Origin of the sequence: Pseudomonas aphyarum (assembly GCF_028657055.1) — a bacterium.
GTDB classification, from domain to species: Bacteria; Pseudomonadota; Gammaproteobacteria; order Pseudomonadales; family Pseudomonadaceae; genus Aquipseudomonas; species Aquipseudomonas aphyarum.
Genome location: NZ_JAMDGS010000006.1, coordinates 134262 through 151857 on the forward strand (window position 1 = coordinate 134262; position 17596 = coordinate 151857).

Below are 17596 nucleotides of genomic sequence, written 5' to 3' on the forward strand. Positions count from 1 at the left end.
CCTCTCCCGGAGGGAGAGGGGACCGACCGAGTTGTTTGGGAGAGGTACGCCGACGTGAAATACCGAGGTGAACTCAGGTTCGAAAATGCAAGCAACTAGACTCACGCATCCACACCCACATCCTCAACCTCATCAGCATCAGCATCAGCATCAGCATCAGCATCAGCATCAGCTTCCACCGCTTTTTGCCGCATCTGCTCCTGCTTCCGCCTCCGCTTTTGCTTTGGCTTTGGCTTCCCACCACTCAACACAATGAGCGTTAGCTCGAGTACCGCTTTTGACGTGCCGGCCCCTTCGGAAGGCTGAGTGGAGGGATTCATCCGGGGGTGGGAGCGCAGCGACCGTGCGGCGCAGCCGCATGCATCGAGAGGAGGTGCAGCGAAGCAAACCGTAGGCGATGCCCCCGGATGAATCCCGGAACGAAGGAACACCGAGCCAAAGCGAGGTGCCGAACGCCGGGGCCCAGACCTTTGCTTCCTTTGGGCTGGGCCGGCACTCCGGCGTTTGCCAAAGGGAGTCGCCGTAAGGGCGAAACCGCCAGCCGCAACACCCGCAAAAACGGATATTCACCCAAAACCCCAAGAACCTGGTCGGCCCAAAGGCCGCCAAGACAACCCAAAACAGAAATGTTAGCTTGCTTGGCATCACACCAGCCGCCATGCCCGAGCCAAATGCCAATGAAAAAAACAGTCCTGGCCTTCAGCCGCATCACCCCCCCCATGATCGAACGCCTGCAACAGGACTTCGACGTCATCGTCCCCAACCCGAAAAACGGCGACATCAACGCCCAGTTCAACGAAGCCCTGCCCCACGCCCACGGCCTGATCGGCGTCGGTCGCAAACTCGGCAAAGCCCAACTGGAAAACGCCACAAAACTTGAAGTGGTCTCCAGCGTCTCCGTCGGCTACGACAACTATGACCTCGCCTACTTCAACGAACGCGGGATCATGCTCACCAACACCCCGGACGTCCTCACCGAAAGCACCGCCGACCTGGCTTTCGCCCTGATCATGAGCAGCGCCCGCCGCGTCGCCGAACTGGACGCCTGGACCAAGGCCGGCCAATGGCAGGCCAGCGTCGGCGCACCGCTGTTCGGTTGCGACGTACACGGCAAGACCCTGGGCATCGTCGGCATGGGCAACATCGGCGCCGCCGTCGCGCGTCGCGGACGCTTGGGCTTCAACATGCCGATTCTCTACAGCGGCAACAGCCGCAAGAACGAGCTGGAACAGGAACTCGGCGCGCAATTTCGCAGCCTTGACCAACTGCTGGCCGAAGCCGATTTCGTCTGCCTGGTGGTGCCGCTCAGCGACAAGACTCGCCACCTGATCAGCCACCGCGAGCTGGCGCTGATGAAGCCGGACGCCATTCTGGTGAACATCTCCCGTGGCCCGGTAGTCGACGAGCCAGCACTGATCGAAGCGCTGCAAAACAACCGCATTCGCGGCGCCGGCCTCGACGTCTACGAGAAAGAGCCGCTGGCCGAATCGCCGCTGTTCCAGCTGAAAAATGCCGTGACCTTGCCGCACATCGGCTCGGCCACCAATGAAACCCGCGAAGCCATGGCCAACCGCGCCCTGGCCAACCTGCGCAGCGCCCTGCTCGGCGAACGGCCGCAGGATCTGGTCAATCCGCAAGTCTGGAAAAGATGAAAAAAAGGGGCAGACGTCGTGAAACGTCTGCCCCTTTTACCTTCAGAACACTCAGGCCAGTTTGCCGTGACTCGGCAATGCCGGCGCCTTGGGTTTGCGAAACACCAGCACATTGCCCAGCATCACCAGCACCAGTCCGGCCAACGCCGGCGCCGTCCATTGATAGCCTTCGGCAAAGGCCGAAACGTTCAGCGCCACCACCGGGAACAGCACCGTGCAATACGCCGCGCGCTCCGGGCCCATGCGGCCGACCAGCGTCAGGTACGCGGTGAAGCCAATCACCGACCCCGGAATCACCAGATACAGCAGCGCGCCGATGTAGCGCGACGTCCATTCCATCTCGAACGGAATGCCTTTGACCAGACACCACACCGACAGCATCGCCGCACCGTAAGCCATGCCCCACGCATTGGTGGTCAGTGGCTTGAGACCGGCCTTCTGTTGCAGGCTCGAGAGCATGTTGCCCGCCGAGAAACACAAGGTGCCGCAGAGTGCCAGGCCAAGGCCGAGCAGGGTTTGCGGACTGGCGTGATGCCCGGCCAGCTCCGGCCAGAACAACAGGCCCAGACCGCCCAGCCCCAGCGCCCCACCCATCAGCACATTGCGCGCGATACGCTGGCCGAAGAACACCCGTGCATTCAGCGCGTTCCACAACGTTGCCGTGGAAAACACCACCGCCACCAGACCGCTGGGAATCCATTGGCTGGCGGTCAGGAAACACATGAAGTTGACGCAGAACAGGCACAAGCCCTGCGCCACGCAGATCAGATGCCCGCGCCGGTTCATCGGTTGCAGGCGACGGCTGAGCAGCAACAGCGCAAACAACACCAGCGCCGCGAGACCGAAGCGGTAGACGATCGACACCGGAATCGCCACCACGCCCAATTGCCATTTGAGGGCGATCCAGGTGGTGCCCCAGATCAGCACGGTCAACAAATACAACGACAGGTTCATGACAGACACTCCTTGATTGGGTTTCAGTGTCCGCCCCCGCCCTCGACCTGCGCTTGCATAAACTTGCGCTTTTGTCGGCGCGCGGGCTGGCAGCGCGAAATCTACGGAGTAGGATGCAAGGCGTTGAAGAGAACCGATCATGGCCGCCATCGATACCCTGCAAGTCTTTCAAGCCCTCAACAATTCGCCCAATGCACGTCTTGTGCACAGCGCCGAGTTGGGTGACGGCCTGTCTGCAGCTTTGTGGACCAATCACCACGACGCCCAGGAATACGAAGCGCCGAGCCATCACACCCTCTCCTGCTACATCGCCGGCGGCACCGGCACCTTCCGCCGTGGCGAACCCGGCCACAAGGGCGGCCCGGACAAGCTGTGCATCCTGCCGGCCGACCATGAATCAGGTTGGGTGATCAACGGCGATATTCGTCTGGCTCACCTGTATTTCAGCGCCGAACAATTTGCCTTGGGTTGCGTGACACTGCTGGATCGCGAGCCTCGGGAAATGCAGCTGCGCGAACAGACTTTTCTCGAAGACCCGCAACAGGCCCGACGGTTTCGCCAGTTACTGACCCTGAACTGGGACGAACCTGGCGAGCGTCTGCTGACCAGCAGCCTGGCCCACGAACTGATCAGCCATACCCTGTTGAGTCAGGTCGGCGTACGTCAGGGCTTGCGCCTCAAGGGTGGACTGGCGCCGCATCAACGTCGGCAACTGGTGGAATTCATCGACAGCCAACTGGCCGAGCCGATCAGCCTCGGTCAACTGGCGGGGTTGTGTGCGTTGTCGGAATACCACTTTGCGCGGATGTTCCGGGTGAGCTTCGGCCTGCCGCCGCATCAGTACGTGCTGGCGCGGCGTTTGAGCCGGGCGCGGGAGTTGTTGCGCGGGACGGCGTTGCCGTTGGGAGAAATTGCCCTGGCGTGCGGTTTTGCCAGTGCCAGCCACTTCACCAACCGTTTCAAACAGGTTTTATGCGGGACGCCTGGCGAATATCGGCAGGCGTTTTTGCGTTGAGCCCCTCTCCCCTCACCCCAGCCCTCTCCCAGTGGGAGAGGGAGCCGATTGGGGGATGCTCAAGCTTTACACCGACCTGAAAGTGCTCTTCTGAATCCATAATCGATTCGATATTTCGGGTCGACGTATCGCGCAAGACACCTCGGTCAGTTCCCTCTCCCTCCGGGAGAGGGTTAGGGTGAGGGGCTTTTGATCTTGCCTCAAAACTCCAGCGTGCTCGACAACGAAATCTGCCGCGAATCGCCCATCGACACGAAGAACCGGCTCGCCGCCGAAGTGTAGTAAGTGCGGTCGAACAGGTTCTTCACGTTGAGCTGGAACTTGACCTTCTGCCCTTCAACCTTGGTGTAGTACGTGGCAAACGCATCGGCCACGGTGTAGCTCGGCAGGTCGAAATCATTCACCGCGTTACCCGCTCGTTCACCGACATACCGGGCGCCGGCGCCGACCCGAAGCTGATCGCCGCCGATCACGCTGCCGAAGTCGTAGACTGCCGACAGCGAGCCGGTATTTTTCGCCACGTTCTGCAGCTTGTTGCCTTTGTAGTCCGGGTCTTCCGTAACCTCGGCGTCGGTGTAGGCGTAGCTGCCGATCATGCTCCAGCGGTCGCTGAGCTGACCGGTGAGATCGACTTCCAGACCACGGGAACGCACTTCGCCGGCAGCGCTGTAAATCGTGGTCGGGCCTTCGGCATTGGCCACCAGCACGTTGCGTTTCTTGATGTCGAACAGCGCGATGTTGCCGGTCACGCGTCCCGGCATATCCAGACGTGCACCCAACTCCCAGGACTTGGCTTCTTCCGGCGCAATGCTGCCGTCGAGCACGGTGCTGCTGCCGCTCAGCGGAGCGATGGTCGAGTTGGGTTTGAACGATTCGGTGTAGCTGCCGTAGAACGACAACGCGTCGGTGTAGCGATACACCAGACCTGCACGCGGCACCCACTTTTGGCCGTTGCTGTCGGTGTTGGCCTTGAATGGCACGCCTTTGCCGGCGTACTGGTCGTACTCCTGGAAGCGCCCGCCGGCCACCAGAATCCACTGGTCATTGAGGTGGATCGAGTCCTGCAGGAACACCGAATCGCTGCGCAGTTCGTCGGTCTGCGCACTATCGGCGGCGCTGACCGTGGTGCCTTCGACTTCGCGGCCGTAGACCGGGTTGACGTAGCTGAAGGTGCTCAGGCTTTTCTGGCGGATCAGGTCGGCGCGGTAGATCTTGCGGTACTCGTCGTCGACGCCGAACACCAGGTCATGCTGCATGCCCAGCACGTTGACCTTGCCTTCGAGGCTGGCGGTGGTGAAACGGTCGGTGCTGATCGCGCCCTGGGTGCCGTCCATGCTGCGGGTCAGGGTGCCTTTTTTGGTGTCGATCGCGGTTACGCGGACCTGGCTGGCATCGTAGGTTTCGCGGTTCCAGCTGTAGCCGAAATGGGCTTTCCAGTCGTCGTTGAGTTCGTGGTCGGCCTCGAAGTGATAGAGATCCGAGCGGCCTTCCATATCGTTGAATTTCTCGTCGAGACGCTCGTTGCGCGAGATGTCCAGCGGATGGTTGGTGCGCGGATCGATCAGGGTTCCACGATCGAATGGGGTCAGGAATTCGCGGTGCTCATAAGCGAACAGCAACTTGGTGCGCTCGCCATACCAGGCCAGCGACGGCGCGATCAGGGTTTCACGATGCGTGCCGAAATTGCGCCAGTAATCTTCGTCTTCGTGGTCCAGCACCATGCGATACGCGAGGCCGGAATCCCCCAGCGCACCGGTGCTGTCGAACGAGCCGCCGCTACCATTCTTGCCGTCGCCGTAGGTCGAACCGCGCAGGGTCAGCGCGTTGTACTGGGTCAGCTCAGGCTTCTTGCTGACCATGTTGACCACGCCGCCCGGGTCCTGAATCCCGTAGAGCAGAGAGGCCGGGCCTTTGAGTACTTCGACGCGATCCACGGTCGCGTTCATGCCACGGCCCTGCACCACCGGCATGCCGTCGCGCATGATCGAGCCGTTGCGGTTGTCGCCGAAGCCGCGAGTCATCACCGAATCCTGGGTGCTGCCCAAGGTGTTGCCCTGGGTGATGCCGCTGACGTTGGCCAGTGCGTCATCGAGGTTGCGCGGTGCCTGATCGCGAATGACCTGGGCCGGAATCACGTTGACGGTCTGGGGGATTTCCTGAAGCGAAGCGGAAGAGCGCATCACCGAACTGGTTTCCGGTGGCTGGTAACTCATCGGCTGGTTGACCACCGAGGTGATGGTGGTCGCGCCGAGGTTCAGAGCGCCTGCGGTCGGTTGCGGTTCGAGCGCCAGGGTGTGGCTGTCGGTGCGGCGGAAAGTCAGTCCCGAGCCGGTGAGCAGACGTTGCAGCGCCTGTTCGGCACTCATCTGGCCGTTGATCGCTGGAGCGGTCAGGCCGTAAGGCGCTTCATCGGTGTAGACCACACTCTGTCCGGTGACACGGCTGAAATCACTCAGAGCCTGAGGCAACGGCTTGGCAGCCAGGGAAAAACTGAATTGCTTTTGTGGCTGACTGCTGACGGATTCAGCGGCCAGCGCCACGCTCATCGGCAACAGGGCCAATGCCGAAAAACTCAAGGCCGAAACGCCTAACCACTGTTTGACCGAACCCGATTTTGCCCTGGACTTCATTGCTCATGACCTGTGTAGAACCGCAACGGATGCGAATGACTCGCAGTTTCAGTCACTACACGAATGGCGCCCGGGTTTACCTCACCACAAAGTTGAAAATATTTTCAGCGCAGGATGATCAGCTTGCCCAAGACCTGATGCTGCTCGAATCCCAACACCCCTTGCAGCGAGTTCAACACTGCCTGCGGGTCCTTGCTCGGAAAGCTGCCGCTGACCTTGCGCGCGCCCAGTTCGTCGTTGAGCAACACGATCCGTCCGGGGTAATAACGCCGCAGATCCTGCACCACATCGGCCAGTGTCGACTTGTAGTAAGTCAGCCAGCCCTGGCGCCACGCCAGTTGCGCTTCGCTGTCCACGGCGTGGAGTTTTTCTGCGGTGCCTGCGCCGTACGCCACTTGCTGGCCGGCGGTGAGAATCTGCTGCTCGGCATCACGCGCCGCCGTCACGCCAACGCGTCCGGACAGCACCGTGACTTGTGCGCCATGGGGTTCCAGGCGCACTTCGAATTGCGTGCCCAACACTCCCGCCTGACCCTTCTCGGCCTCGACCACAAAGGGATCGCCCGTGTGAGTCACGCTGAAAAACCCGGCCCCTCGGCGCAATTGCACATGCCGCTCGCCATGACTGAAATCCACGGCGATGGCGCTGTCGGCGTCCAGCGTCACCTGCGATTGATCGGCCAGGGTCACGGTGCGGATCTCGCCCGGCGCCGACACGTAATCGGCGCCCAGATCATCGATCCAGCGCTGCGGCTGCCAACCAGTGCCGAGGCTGATCATCAACAACAGACAGGCCGCCATCGCCAGCGCGCCGGCCCAACGTCGGACCTGCGGACGACGCGGCCGGTCCATCGCATCGAGCAAACCCTGCAACGCCAACGCGTCTTCATCGGCCAAGGTGCGCGCCGGCCCTTCGCTCAATTCCCACACCACTTGCGCCTGGGCGTAGGCCTCGGCGTGGGCCGGGTCAGCGTGCAGCCACTGGCTGAAGGTAAGTTGATCACCGGTGCTCGGGCGGTCGTGCAGCAGGCTCAGCCAGGCGAACGCGGCCTGTTCCTGAGCGGGCGTCGGAATGACGCGTTCGATGTGATTCACGGTGCTTTCCCTGGCAGGCGTGGCGCGGGTTCGCGCAGGCTGGCCTTGCAGGCCTCGAGGGCGCGCATCATATGTTTTTCCACGGCGCTTTGGGACAGGCCCATGGCTTTGGCGATCTCGGCGTACTTGCGCCCGTGGATGCGATTGAGCAAAAAGATCTGCCGCGTGCGCTCGGGCAATGCGCGCAACGCCGCTTCGACATGACGCAAATCGTTGCCTGCTTCGAGCGCCGCCTGCGGTTCGCTGCCACTGCTGTCCGGCTCGTCCGGTTGCCAGCCTTCGTTGACCCGCACCCGCGCGCCTTCGCTGCGCAAATGATCGATGGCGATGTTGCCGGCGCAACGCAACAGATAAGTGCTGAGTTCTTCGACCTGCACCAGCGGCCGACGCCAGAACCGCAGGAACAGATCCTGCACCAGATCCGCCGCCGTCGCCCGGCAGCCGACGCGCCGGCTCACCAGCGCTTCCATCTGCGAACGCTGGGACAGGAACACCTGAAGAAAATGCGCACGGGCGCCATGGGGTTCGTCGTCGCGATGCTCGGGAGGATGGCCGATCAGCATGTCAGTTCAAGGCCCACGCAGCGACCGGGCTGGCGAGCAGGCTCAGTCCGGCCATGGTCAATGCCAAACGTGGTCGATAGGGCAACAACAGCACCAGAGTCAGCGCGCTGAGCATCAACACCGCGCCCCAGTCGACCAGACCAAAACTCCAGCCCTTCATGGAAACCGCCGCCCAGAGCGACAGCCCCAGCAACAGCCAGCCCACGAGTTTCAAACCTTGCCGACGGCGAGCCGAAGGTTTGTGGCCCAGTAGCTCCTCGTGATGGCGGGGCATCGCGAGGCACAGCGCGGTGAAAGCGGAATAACAGAGCAACAGCGCCAACAGCATTCAGTTCGCCCCTTGCTCAAGGGTGATCGGCCGGGCCTTTTCGCGGGCTGGTTTTTTCACGCTGACGGCGTGCCCGGCGCGCTGCATTTTTCGGGCGGCCCAGGCGAGGAAGAGACCGCTGCCCAGACACGTCAGGTCGAAACCGGCCAGGGCCCAATCGCCTTCGGGCACTGTCACGCCGAGGTGATACGGGGAAGTCAAACCGTTAACAAGCGGCACTGCGACAAACAATGCGGCTCCCAGCGACAGCTGTTCGACCCAGGCCTTGCGCCCCGGTCGCAACATGGCGTGGACCACGCTCAAGCCCCAGGCGATGAAAAACGCGTTCACTTCCCGGTCGTCACGTCCGGCCAGACTCACCGGCAGCAGACGATTGGCCCAGAAGAACACGGCGACCGCCGCCACAAGCCCGGCCATGCTGGCAATGTTCAGCACTTCCACCAGCCGCAGTTCGAAAGGCATCACTCCCGTCTTGGCGTGTTTGAGCTGACGCTTGCCGAGCCAGATCACCAGCCCGGTGCCGATCATCGCCGTGCCCGCCAGACCGCAGATGAAATACAGCCAACGCAGCACCGGCCCGGCAAAGTGGCCCATGTGCAAACCGTAGAAACTGCCAGCGACCGCCATCGCCATTGGCTGATCGGGCGTTATGCCGATGACTTGTCCGCTGACACCGTTAAAGGTCACGGCGCTGCCGGAATTCACCACACGGTCGGAGCCCGCGCGGGACATCACCACAGAAGCATTGGCATCGCCCGGATTGTTCACGCTGATACGCCCGACGCGCCCGCCCGACCATTGCTCGCTGGCCACCAGCAACAGGGGCGCCAGCGGTGCCAGTGTCGCCGGTTGGTTCGCACGTTCAGGAATGCTGGATTCGGGAAATACCTCGTCGTAAAACGCCCGGAGGTTGTTGCCGTACGAAGCCAGAATGCTCGCCGGCATCACCATCGACATGAAGATCACCAGGCTGCTGTAGGTGATCATCAGATGAAACGGCAGCACCAGCACACCCACCGCGTTGTGCCCGTCGAGCCACGAACGCTGGCCCTTGCGCGGGCGGAAGGTGAAGAAGTCCTTGAAGATTTTCTTGTGGGTGATGATCCCGGTGATCAGCGCGACGAACATCACCATCGCGGCGATGGTCGAGAGCCAACGGCCCCACGGATAAGGCATTTGCAGCTGGAAGTGGAAGCGGTAGAAAAACTCTCCGCCCATGCTCTCCCGGGGCTGCACTTCGGCGCCGGTCTGCGCGTCGAGGGTTTTGCGGGTGAATGCGCCGCGCTCTCCCGGCTTGGCTGGCGTCTGCTGCCAGCCCACGCTCAGACCGGGATCACGAGCGTCGGGCAGGCCAATGATCCAGCGCGAAGCGTCGGGGGCGTTTTGTTGCAGATACTGCTGGGCCAGCGTCAGGCTTTTTTCGGCATCCAATGGGTGCGCGTGGATTTCCGGCTGCATCCAGTGCGTGGTTTCATCCTTGAAATAGGCCAGAGTTCCGGTCAGGAAAATCGCGAACAACAGCCAGCCGAAAACCAGCCCGGTCCACGTATGCAGCCAGGCCATCGCCTGCCGAAAGCCCTCTTTCATGCCAGACCCAGACCGCGTGCAGCCCCGGAAACGGTCGCCAGGATCACGCTCGGCACCAGCAGACCTACCCACGCCGACCACGCCGTGCGACAGGCGAAACACCAGAGCACCGCCACCAGATAGACCAGAAACGAAACGGTCATGCCGGTCACCACCGCTTCGGCGCGGTTCAACGGCAGCCACATTGTCAGCGTGACACTGGCCAGCGCCGCAACCAGATAGCCGCCAAACACCGCCGCGAGCACCCGCGAAGTGACGGCCAGACGATAAGACATGGGGAGTGCGGCGAGTTTGGCTTTCATGTTTCGACCCTGAAACGGTTAACGCCCGGCCAACACGCCGAACGACAGGCGAGCAATATTAATGATAAATATTCTCATACGCAAAAGAGTCTGATTGCCGGCAGGCATTCACGACCCTACAATGCGAACCATTCTTGTTCTCTAACGCATCCCGCATGCGCCCGGAGTGATGCCGTTGTCGTCCGCCCATCCTGTCGAATCGCTGTATCAGGCCCACCACAGCTGGCTCACCGGCTGGCTGCGGCGAAAACTCGGCTGCCCGGACAGCGCCGCCGATCTGGCTCAGGACACCTTCATCCGGGTGCTGACCGCCCGCGAGCCGCCGGTGATCATCGAGCCGCGCGCATTCCTCACCACCCTGGCCAAGCGCGTGCTGTTCAACCATTACCGCCGCCAGGATCTGGAGCGCGCCTACCTCGACACCCTCGCGCAGATGCCGGAAATGGTTGCGCCTTCGGAAGAAGAGAAAGCCATCATCCTGCAAACTCTGATGGAGCTGGATCAGTTGCTCGACGGTCTGCCGCGCGCCGTCAAACGTGCATTTCTGCTGGCGCAGGTCGATGGCCTGACCTATCCGCAGATCGCCGCTGAACTGGGCATTTCTGTGGCGACGGTCAAACGTCATCTGAATAAAGCGGCGATGCGCTGCTATTTCGCCCTATGAATCCGCCGATGGGTTTTTCCGCGCAGGTTGCCGAACAGGCGGTGCACTGGTTGCTGGAAATGCAGCAGGGGCAATTGAGCCCGCGCCAGCAACAAGCCTGGCAACATTGGATCGACGCCCACAGCGAACACCGCCGCGCGTGGGAGCACATTCAGCGGGTCAATTCGCGGTTGCGCGGGTTGTCGTCGCCACTGGCCCACGCCGCGTTGAATGCGCCGAAGTCCGGTAGCCGTCGTCAGGCGCTGAAGTTGTTGCTGATTCTCGGCGCCGGCTCGGCGGTCACCTGGGGGATGCGCGAGCACAATCCGTTGCCATCGCTGCTGGCCGATTACCGCAGCCCGATCGGTCAACGCCGCAAGATATCGCTTGGCGCCGGCGGCCAGTTGCAGCTCAACACCGCCAGCGCGGCGGATGTCCGGGGCGATGGCTTGATCCGCTTGCTCGAAGGCGAAATGTTGCTGACCGCTACTCAATCCTTCGAAGTGCAAACCTCCCAAGGCCTGCTGAAAACCCAGGGCGCGCGAATAAACGTGCGGCAGTTTGCCGACCGCACGCAGATCGCACTGTTTGAAGGTCGAGTCGAATTGAACGCGCAAGGTCGCGCGCCGATGCTGCTGCCGGCCGCCCGACAACTGAGTTTCAGCACCACCTCCATCAGTGACGCCAAACCACTGGACGCCAACAGCGGCGCCTGGGCCGACGGCATGCTGGTGGCCGCGCACATGCGACTGGGCGATTTCCTCGATGAACTCGGCCGCTACCGTCGCGGGCAGCTCAATTGCGATGCGAAAGTGGCTGACTTGCTGATCTCCGGGACTTATCCACTGGACGACAGCGAGCGCATTCTCGATCTGCTGGAAATCAGCCTGCCAGTGAAAGTGAAGCGTTTTACTCGCTATTGGGTGACGGTCGAAGCCAAAGCCTGATCGTTCCCAAACTCTGCGTGGGAACGCAGCCCCGGACGCTCCGCGTCCCCCGTAAAAATAAATGAGCCGTTTTTCAGATCTGGCGTGACAGAGAAGGAAAGCCCCCTTGATTCAACCTTCTCAGGACCGTCCTCCATGCACCCCACCCGCCTCACGCCGCTGGCCCGAACCCTACGCAACCTCGTCCTCGGCGCCAGCCTGAGCTTCAGCGCCCTGCCCCTTGCGCAGGCTGCCGACACCAAGGCTTATCACATCGCCCCGTCGTCGCTGGAAAATGCCCTCAACCAGTTCGGCCGTGAAGCCGGTGTGCTGATTTCGTTCGGCTCGCAGGTCACCAGCGGTGTGCAAAGCCGTGGCCTCGAAGGCAGTTACACAGCCGAGCAAGGCCTGAATGCGCTGCTCGAAGGCACTGGTCTGCAAGCCCGTGCCGAGGGCGGCAATGCCTTCAGCCTGCAGCCGGCGAACGACAGCGCCCTGGAGCTGGACACCTCGAAAGTGGTCGGCGACTGGCTGGGTGAAGCGGCACAGGTCAACGTCTTCGAACATCCCGGCGCCCGTGACGTGATCCGCCGCGAAGAGTTCGAACGCCAGGGCGCGACCCAGGCCCGTGACGTACTCAACCGCATTCCCGGCGTCAACGCGCCGGAAAACAACGGCACCGGCAGCCACGACATGGCGCTGAACTTCGGCATTCGCGGCCTCAACCCGCGCCTGGCTGCACGTTCAACGGTGTTGATGGACGGCATTCCAGTGCCATTCGCGCCCTACGGTCAGCCCCAGTTGTCCTTCGCGCCGATCAGCATGGGCAACATGGACGCGGTGGACGTGGTGCGTGGTGGCGGCGCCGTGCGTTACGGCCCGCAGAACGTCGGCGGCGTGGTGAACTTCGTGACCCGGGCGATTCCGGACGAGCCGACCGTCAAGGGCGGCTTCCAGACTGAAACCAGTCCTTCTTCCAGCCATGATGGTTTCAAGACCAGCGCCAACCTGCTAGCAGGCGGCACCAATGCCAACGGTCTGGGCGGCGCGCTGCTGTACTCCGGCACTCGCGGTGGCGACTGGCGCGAGCACAGCGACACGGAAATCGACGACCTGATCCTCAAGGGCAAATACCAGCTCGACGAAGCCAACAGCTTCAACGCCATGGCCCAGTATTACGAAGGCAAGGCCGACATGCCCGGCGGCCTGAATGTCGCCGATTACGATGCCGACCCGTATCAGTCGACCCGGCCGAAAGACCAGTTCTGGGGCCGTCGCACGATGTTCAACTTCGGCTATCGCTATCAGGAAGATCGCCGCGAGTTCACCGCCAACACCTTCTTCACCAAGACCCTGCGCAGCGGTTATCTGGATCAGGGCACCTTCCTGTCGCTATCGCCGCGCGAATACTGGGTTCGCGGTCTGGAAACCCGCTTCGCCCAGGGCTTCGATCTCGGCGCGACCAGCCATGAAGTCGGCGTCGGCTATCGCTACATCAACGAGGCCGGCCACGAACTGCGCTATCGCACGCCGATCAGCAGCAACGAGTACCCGACCACCAACAGCCGCAACGACCGTGACACTCGCGGCGGCACCGAAGCCAATGCGTTCTTCGTTGATGACCGGATCGACATCGGCAAGTGGACGATCACCCCGGGCGTGCGCTACGAGATGATCGAGTCGCAACAGACCAACAACCTGACCAACGTCAAATACAAGGGTGACTACAACACCGCGCTGCCGGCGCTGAACGTGCTGTATCACCTGACCGATAGCTGGAATCTGTACGCCAACACCGAAGGCTCCTTCGGCAGTGTGCAATACAGCCAGATGCCCAACCGCGTCAGCAGCGGCGAAGTGAAACCGGAGAAGGCCCGCACCTGGGAAGTCGGCACCCGCTACGACAACGGTGCACTGCGAGCGGAGATCGGCGCGTTCCTGATCAACTTCGACAACCAGTATGAAAGTAACCAGACCAACGACTCGGTGATCGCCCGTGGCGAAACTCGCCATCAGGGCATCGAGACCAGCGTCAACTACGCTCTCGACGACTTGAGCCCGGCGCTGGCCGGCTTCGACGTCTACGCCACTTACGCCTATGTCGACGCGACCATCCGCGAAGACGGGCCGAACAAGGGCAATCGTGTGCCGTTCTCGTCGAAACACAAAGGCACGATCGGCGTCGGTTACACCGAAGGGCCGTGGAAACTGAACCTGGACAGCAGCTTCCAGAGCGACCAGTTCGCCGACAACGCCAACACCTCGAAAGAAAGCGCCGACGGCAGCACCGGCAAGATCCCCGGCTACATGCTGTTCAGCAGCCGTGCCGGTTATGACTTCGGCCCGCAACTGTCGGACCTGAACGTGGCGGTGGGGGTGAAGAACATCTTCAACACCCAGTACTTCACCCGTTCGTTCGATGACAACAACAAGGGCAAGTACGTCGGTGAGCCGCGTACGGTGTACGTGCAGACCTCAGTGGCGTTCTGACGCTTAAAAACCCCTCACCCTAACCCTCTCCCAGAGGGAGAGGGGACTGATTGGGGGATATTGAGAAGGTACGCCGACTTGAACGATTGGCTTTGAATCCATAATCGACTCAATATTTCAGGTCGGTGGATAGTTATATTCACCTTGGTCGGCCCCCTCTCCCTCCGGGAGAGGGCTGGGGTGAGGGTTTCGTACCTGAGCCGTTCACAAATACCAGCAACACCACAAACAAAAAAGGGCCTGCAATTGCAGGCCCTTTCTCATTGGGTGGCTTGGAAAATCAGCGCATCAACTGTTGATCGCTGCCTGTTCGTTCTCGTCAAACTCTTCCGCCAACAACTTGTCATTGGCTTTGCTTGTGAATGGCACCACAGCGGCTCGCGGTTTGCCGCGCAGTTTGCCAAACAGGTGCTCCAGCGCGTGCTCCAGTTTTTCGGCTGCACCATCGATCGCCTGTTCCAGCGAATCGGCTTTATGGGTGACGGAAATCGGTTGATGGCCTTTCGGCCGCGCTTCCAGTTGGCAGCGCAAGTCATGGGGACCCGGTTTGTCACCGTTCTCGTCGCTCAGATGGACTTCAACACGGGTCAGGTCTTCCTCATAACGGTCGAGCGTGCTCTCAATTGTGGTTCGTACCCACTCCTCCAGTCGTTTGCTGCTTTGAATATGGTTGTCGCTGTTGACTTGGATTTGCATAGTTCATCCCTTATTTCAGCTAGCTCGCAAGAGGCCTGGAACAGGATTTCGTGACCTCTTGATTACAACAATCGGCCCGCCGGACGAACATTTCAACCCCTTAAAAAAGATAAATATTCATACGCAAAAAAAGCCGGACAACCGAGTAAAGCGCTGGTAAGGTCGGGAGTTGGGTCGCCCCGCCGCCCCGAAAAATCTGCTCACAATTGGCCATCACCCAACGGGTGCAGGCTGCGGAAAATCCCCGCCTCTTCCACCAGCCAGTCATGCACCGCCCGCACGCCCGGATGACTCAGCGCCCCCGGCGCATAAAGCAAGACATAGCGCTTGTGATTGGGCACCGAAATCCCGAACGGCACGATCAACGTCCCCCGCTCCAGCTCATCGTTGAGCAGCGTGCGCCGGGCAATCGCCACGCCCATGCCGGCAATCGCCGCTTCGATGGTCAGGTGGTTGCGATTGAACGTGTGCCCACGCCGGACATCGGCGCCCTCGAAACCGATGGCATTCAGATAAAACTCCCACTCCGCGTATTCATAGCTGCCGCGCCAGGCGGTGATGTCATGCAACAGCGGGAAATGCACCAGATCCGCCGGCCCGTGCAGCGGCGGCCGTCCGCGCAGCAGGCCCGGCGCGCACACCGGGAAAATCTGCTCATCGAGCAAGGCTGTGGATAACAATCCCGGATAACTGCCGTCGTTCAGGTCGATGGCCAGGTCGAAATCCCCTTCATGTAACGGCACGCTGCTGTCCTCGGCCACCAGCCGCAACTGGATGTCCGGGTATCGCTGTTGCAGGCGCGGCAGGCGCGGGGTCAGCCACTTGCTGAGGAACGACGGAATCGAACGCACCCGCAGAATCCCGCTGATCATCCCCGCATCGAGGCGACGCAATTCCGCGTCGATGCTGCCGTAAGCCTCGTTGACCGTGATCGCCAGTCGCTGCCCTTCCGCGCTCAGCTCCACACCGCGCGCGCGGCGGTGAAACAGGCGAAACCCCAACCGCTCTTCCAGCTGTCGGATTTGCTGACTCACCGCCCCCGGCGTGATGTGCAGTTCTTCGGCACAACGGGTGAATGACAGGTGCCGCGCGGCACAGGAAAACACCTGCAGCCAGACGTAAGTCTGGGCATGCAATTGACGACTCATTGTTTAGTCCTGCTAAAGGCTTACTTAGGAAGTTTCGTTAGTCACGTTGAAGCGAGGTAGGCAGTATCGCCGACATTGCGCTTGTCCTACAAAAAATGGCAGCGATTCCTACTCCATTGCTTGTAAGGGTTTAGCATGGCTATCAGTGTTTTCGATCTATTCAAAGTCGGCATCGGCCCGTCCAGTTCCCACACCGTCGGCCCGATGCGTGCCGCTGCGACCTTCGCCCAGGCCCTGATCGAGCAGCATTTGCTGAACGATGTGCAACGGGTGGAAATCCGTTTGTACGGCTCGCTATCGGCCACCGGCGTCGGCCATGCCACTGACCGTGCAACCGTCATGGGCCTGATGGGCGAGTGGCCGGACAGCATCGATCCTTCGACCATCGAGCCACGCATCCAGCAACTGCGCGAGACAGGCCAACTGTCCCTCGCCGGTGAACGCTCGATTGCCTTCAACTGGCAGCACGATCTCCTGCTGCTGGACGAGAGTCTGCCCTACCACCCGAACGCCATGTCGCTGACAGCCTTTGGTGCATCCGGGCAACTGTTCGAGCAAACGTACTACTCGGTCGGCGGCGGTTTCATCATCGAAGCGGCCGAAGCGGAATCGGGTGTGGCGCCGGCCGGCGACGTCGAGTTGCCTTACGAATTCTCCAGCGCCGTCGAACTGCTGTCGCTGTGCAAGCAGCACAACCTGCGGGTTTCCGAACTGATGATGGCCAACGAACGGGCCTGGCGCAGCGACGCCGAGATCCGTCAGGGCCTGCTGCACATCTGGTCGGTGATGCGCGAGTGCGTCGAGCAGGGCCTGCGTCACGAAGGCATCCTGCCTGGGGGTCTGAATGTTCCCCGTCGTGCGGCGAAATTGCACCGCAGCCTGCTGGAAATCGGCAAGCCGAACGTCATCAGCTCGACCCTGTCGGCGATGGAGTGGGTCAACCTGTTCGCCCTTGCTGTCAACGAAGAAAACGCCGCCGGCGGGCGCATGGTGACCGCGCCGACCAACGGAGCCGCCGGGATCATTCCGGCCGTCCTGCACTACTACATGAAATTCAATCCGGACGCGTCCGACGATGACGTGGTCGCGTTCTTTCTGGGTGCGGCAGCGGTCGGCATCCTGTGCAAGAAAAACGCCTCGATCTCCGGTGCCGAAGTCGGCTGCCAGGGCGAGGTCGGTTCGGCCTGTGCGATGGCTGCTGCAGGTCTGGCCGATGTGCTGGGTGCCACTCCGGAGCAACTGGAAAACGCCGCCGAAATCGGTCTGGAACACAACCTCGGCCTGACCTGCGACCCGGTCGGCGGACTCGTGCAGGTGCCGTGCATCGAGCGCAACGCCATCGCTGCGGTGAAGGCGATCAACGCCACGCAAATGGCCCTGCGCGGCGACGGCAAACACTTCATTTCCCTCGACCGGGTGATCCGCACCATGCGCGATACCGGCGCCGACATGCATGACAAATACAAAGAGACTTCACGGGGCGGCCTGGCCGTGAGCTGGGTGGAGTGCTGAGGAGCACTCCCTGACCGCCCGTAATACGTGAGCCCGAGCAAGAATAATAACGAGGC

General features: G+C 61.5%; 15 protein-coding genes. 6 read left to right on the forward strand and 9 right to left on the reverse strand.

Translation table 11 applies throughout. The annotated features are described in order from the left end of the window. The first annotated feature begins 677 nt into the window (after positions 1–677). On the forward strand, positions 678–1652 hold the full coding sequence (locus tag M5G18_RS09810; protein WP_273899717.1) for a 2-hydroxyacid dehydrogenase: 975 nt from the start codon (positions 678–680) through the stop codon (positions 1650–1652). Between the two features lie 51 nt (positions 1653–1703). Here the strand turns inward: M5G18_RS09810 and M5G18_RS09815 are convergent, their stop codons facing one another. Further along, positions 1704–2606 carry a DMT family transporter gene (locus M5G18_RS09815; RefSeq protein WP_273899716.1) on the reverse strand — a complete coding sequence of 301 codons (903 nt, stop codon included), beginning with the start codon at positions 2604–2606 and terminating at the stop codon, positions 1704–1706. A gap of 139 nt (positions 2607–2745) precedes the next feature. On the opposite strand from M5G18_RS09815, the gene M5G18_RS09820 reads away from it, so the two are divergent. Then, a complete protein-coding gene (locus tag M5G18_RS09820) occupies positions 2746–3621 on the forward strand; it encodes an AraC family transcriptional regulator (protein WP_273899715.1) in 876 nt (291 codons plus the stop codon). Positions 3622–3821: 200 nt separating this feature from the next. Here M5G18_RS09820 and M5G18_RS09825 read toward each other — a convergent pair whose 3' ends face one another. The 6 genes from M5G18_RS09825 to M5G18_RS09850 all read right to left on the reverse strand — a co-directional run bounded on the left by M5G18_RS09825 (position 3822) and on the right by M5G18_RS09850 (position 10125). Next, positions 3822–6251 carry a TonB-dependent siderophore receptor gene (locus tag M5G18_RS09825; protein ID WP_273899714.1) on the reverse strand — a complete coding sequence of 810 codons (2430 nt, stop codon included), beginning with the start codon at positions 6249–6251 and terminating at the stop codon, positions 3822–3824. Between the two features lie 104 nt (positions 6252–6355). Beyond that, entirely contained in the window at positions 6356–7345 is a 990-nt protein-coding gene (locus M5G18_RS09830) for a FecR family protein (protein WP_273899713.1), read from the reverse strand. Then, on the reverse strand, positions 7342–7908 hold the full coding sequence (locus M5G18_RS09835) for an RNA polymerase sigma factor (protein ID WP_273899712.1): 567 nt from the start codon (positions 7906–7908) through the stop codon (positions 7342–7344). The genes M5G18_RS09830 and M5G18_RS09835 overlap by 4 nt, the downstream gene beginning before the upstream one ends. 1 nt (position 7909) lies before the next feature. After that, positions 7910–8236 (reverse strand): DUF3325 domain-containing protein, encoded by a 327-nt coding sequence (locus tag M5G18_RS09840; RefSeq protein WP_273899711.1) that lies wholly within the window; start codon positions 8234–8236, stop codon positions 7910–7912. Then, positions 8237–9823: a PepSY-associated TM helix domain-containing protein gene (locus M5G18_RS09845; RefSeq protein ID WP_273899710.1), complete on the reverse strand. Its 1587-nt coding sequence runs from the start codon at positions 9821–9823 to the stop codon at positions 8237–8239. Continuing rightward, complete coding sequence (locus M5G18_RS09850) at positions 9820–10125, reverse strand: DUF3649 domain-containing protein (protein WP_273899708.1); 306 nt, start codon at positions 10123–10125, stop codon at positions 9820–9822. Before M5G18_RS09850 ends, M5G18_RS09845 begins: the two co-directional genes overlap by 4 nt. Positions 10126–10300: 175 nt before the next feature. Here M5G18_RS09850 and M5G18_RS09855 point away from each other — a divergent pair, with 175 nt between their 5' ends. The 3 genes from M5G18_RS09855 to fecA all read left to right on the forward strand — a co-directional run bounded on the left by M5G18_RS09855 (position 10301) and on the right by fecA (position 14184). Continuing rightward, entirely contained in the window at positions 10301–10789 is a 489-nt protein-coding gene (locus tag M5G18_RS09855; protein ID WP_007957265.1) for a sigma-70 family RNA polymerase sigma factor, read from the forward strand. Beyond that, positions 10786–11715, forward strand: a complete 930-nt coding sequence (locus tag M5G18_RS09860; protein WP_273899706.1) for a DUF4880 domain-containing protein — start codon at positions 10786–10788, stop codon at positions 11713–11715. The genes M5G18_RS09855 and M5G18_RS09860 overlap by 4 nt, the downstream gene beginning before the upstream one ends. Positions 11716–11850: 135 nt before the next feature. Further along, positions 11851–14184: a TonB-dependent Fe(3+) dicitrate receptor FecA gene (gene fecA, locus M5G18_RS09865; protein ID WP_273899705.1), complete on the forward strand. Its 2334-nt coding sequence runs from the start codon at positions 11851–11853 to the stop codon at positions 14182–14184. 288 nt (positions 14185–14472) lie between these two features. Here fecA and M5G18_RS09870 read toward each other — a convergent pair whose 3' ends face one another. Both M5G18_RS09870 and M5G18_RS09875 read right to left on the reverse strand, forming a co-directional pair. Further along, entirely contained in the window at positions 14473–14880 is a 408-nt protein-coding gene (locus tag M5G18_RS09870; RefSeq protein WP_011332524.1) for an HPF/RaiA family ribosome-associated protein, read from the reverse strand. 200 nt (positions 14881–15080) lie between these two features. Beyond that, positions 15081–16028, reverse strand: a complete 948-nt coding sequence (locus M5G18_RS09875) for a LysR substrate-binding domain-containing protein (RefSeq protein ID WP_011332523.1) — start codon at positions 16026–16028, stop codon at positions 15081–15083. Between the two features lie 135 nt (positions 16029–16163). On the opposite strand from M5G18_RS09875, the gene M5G18_RS09880 reads away from it, so the two are divergent. Continuing rightward, entirely contained in the window at positions 16164–17540 is a 1377-nt protein-coding gene (locus tag M5G18_RS09880) for an L-serine ammonia-lyase (protein ID WP_273899704.1), read from the forward strand. Positions 17541–17596 lie beyond the last annotated feature (56 nt).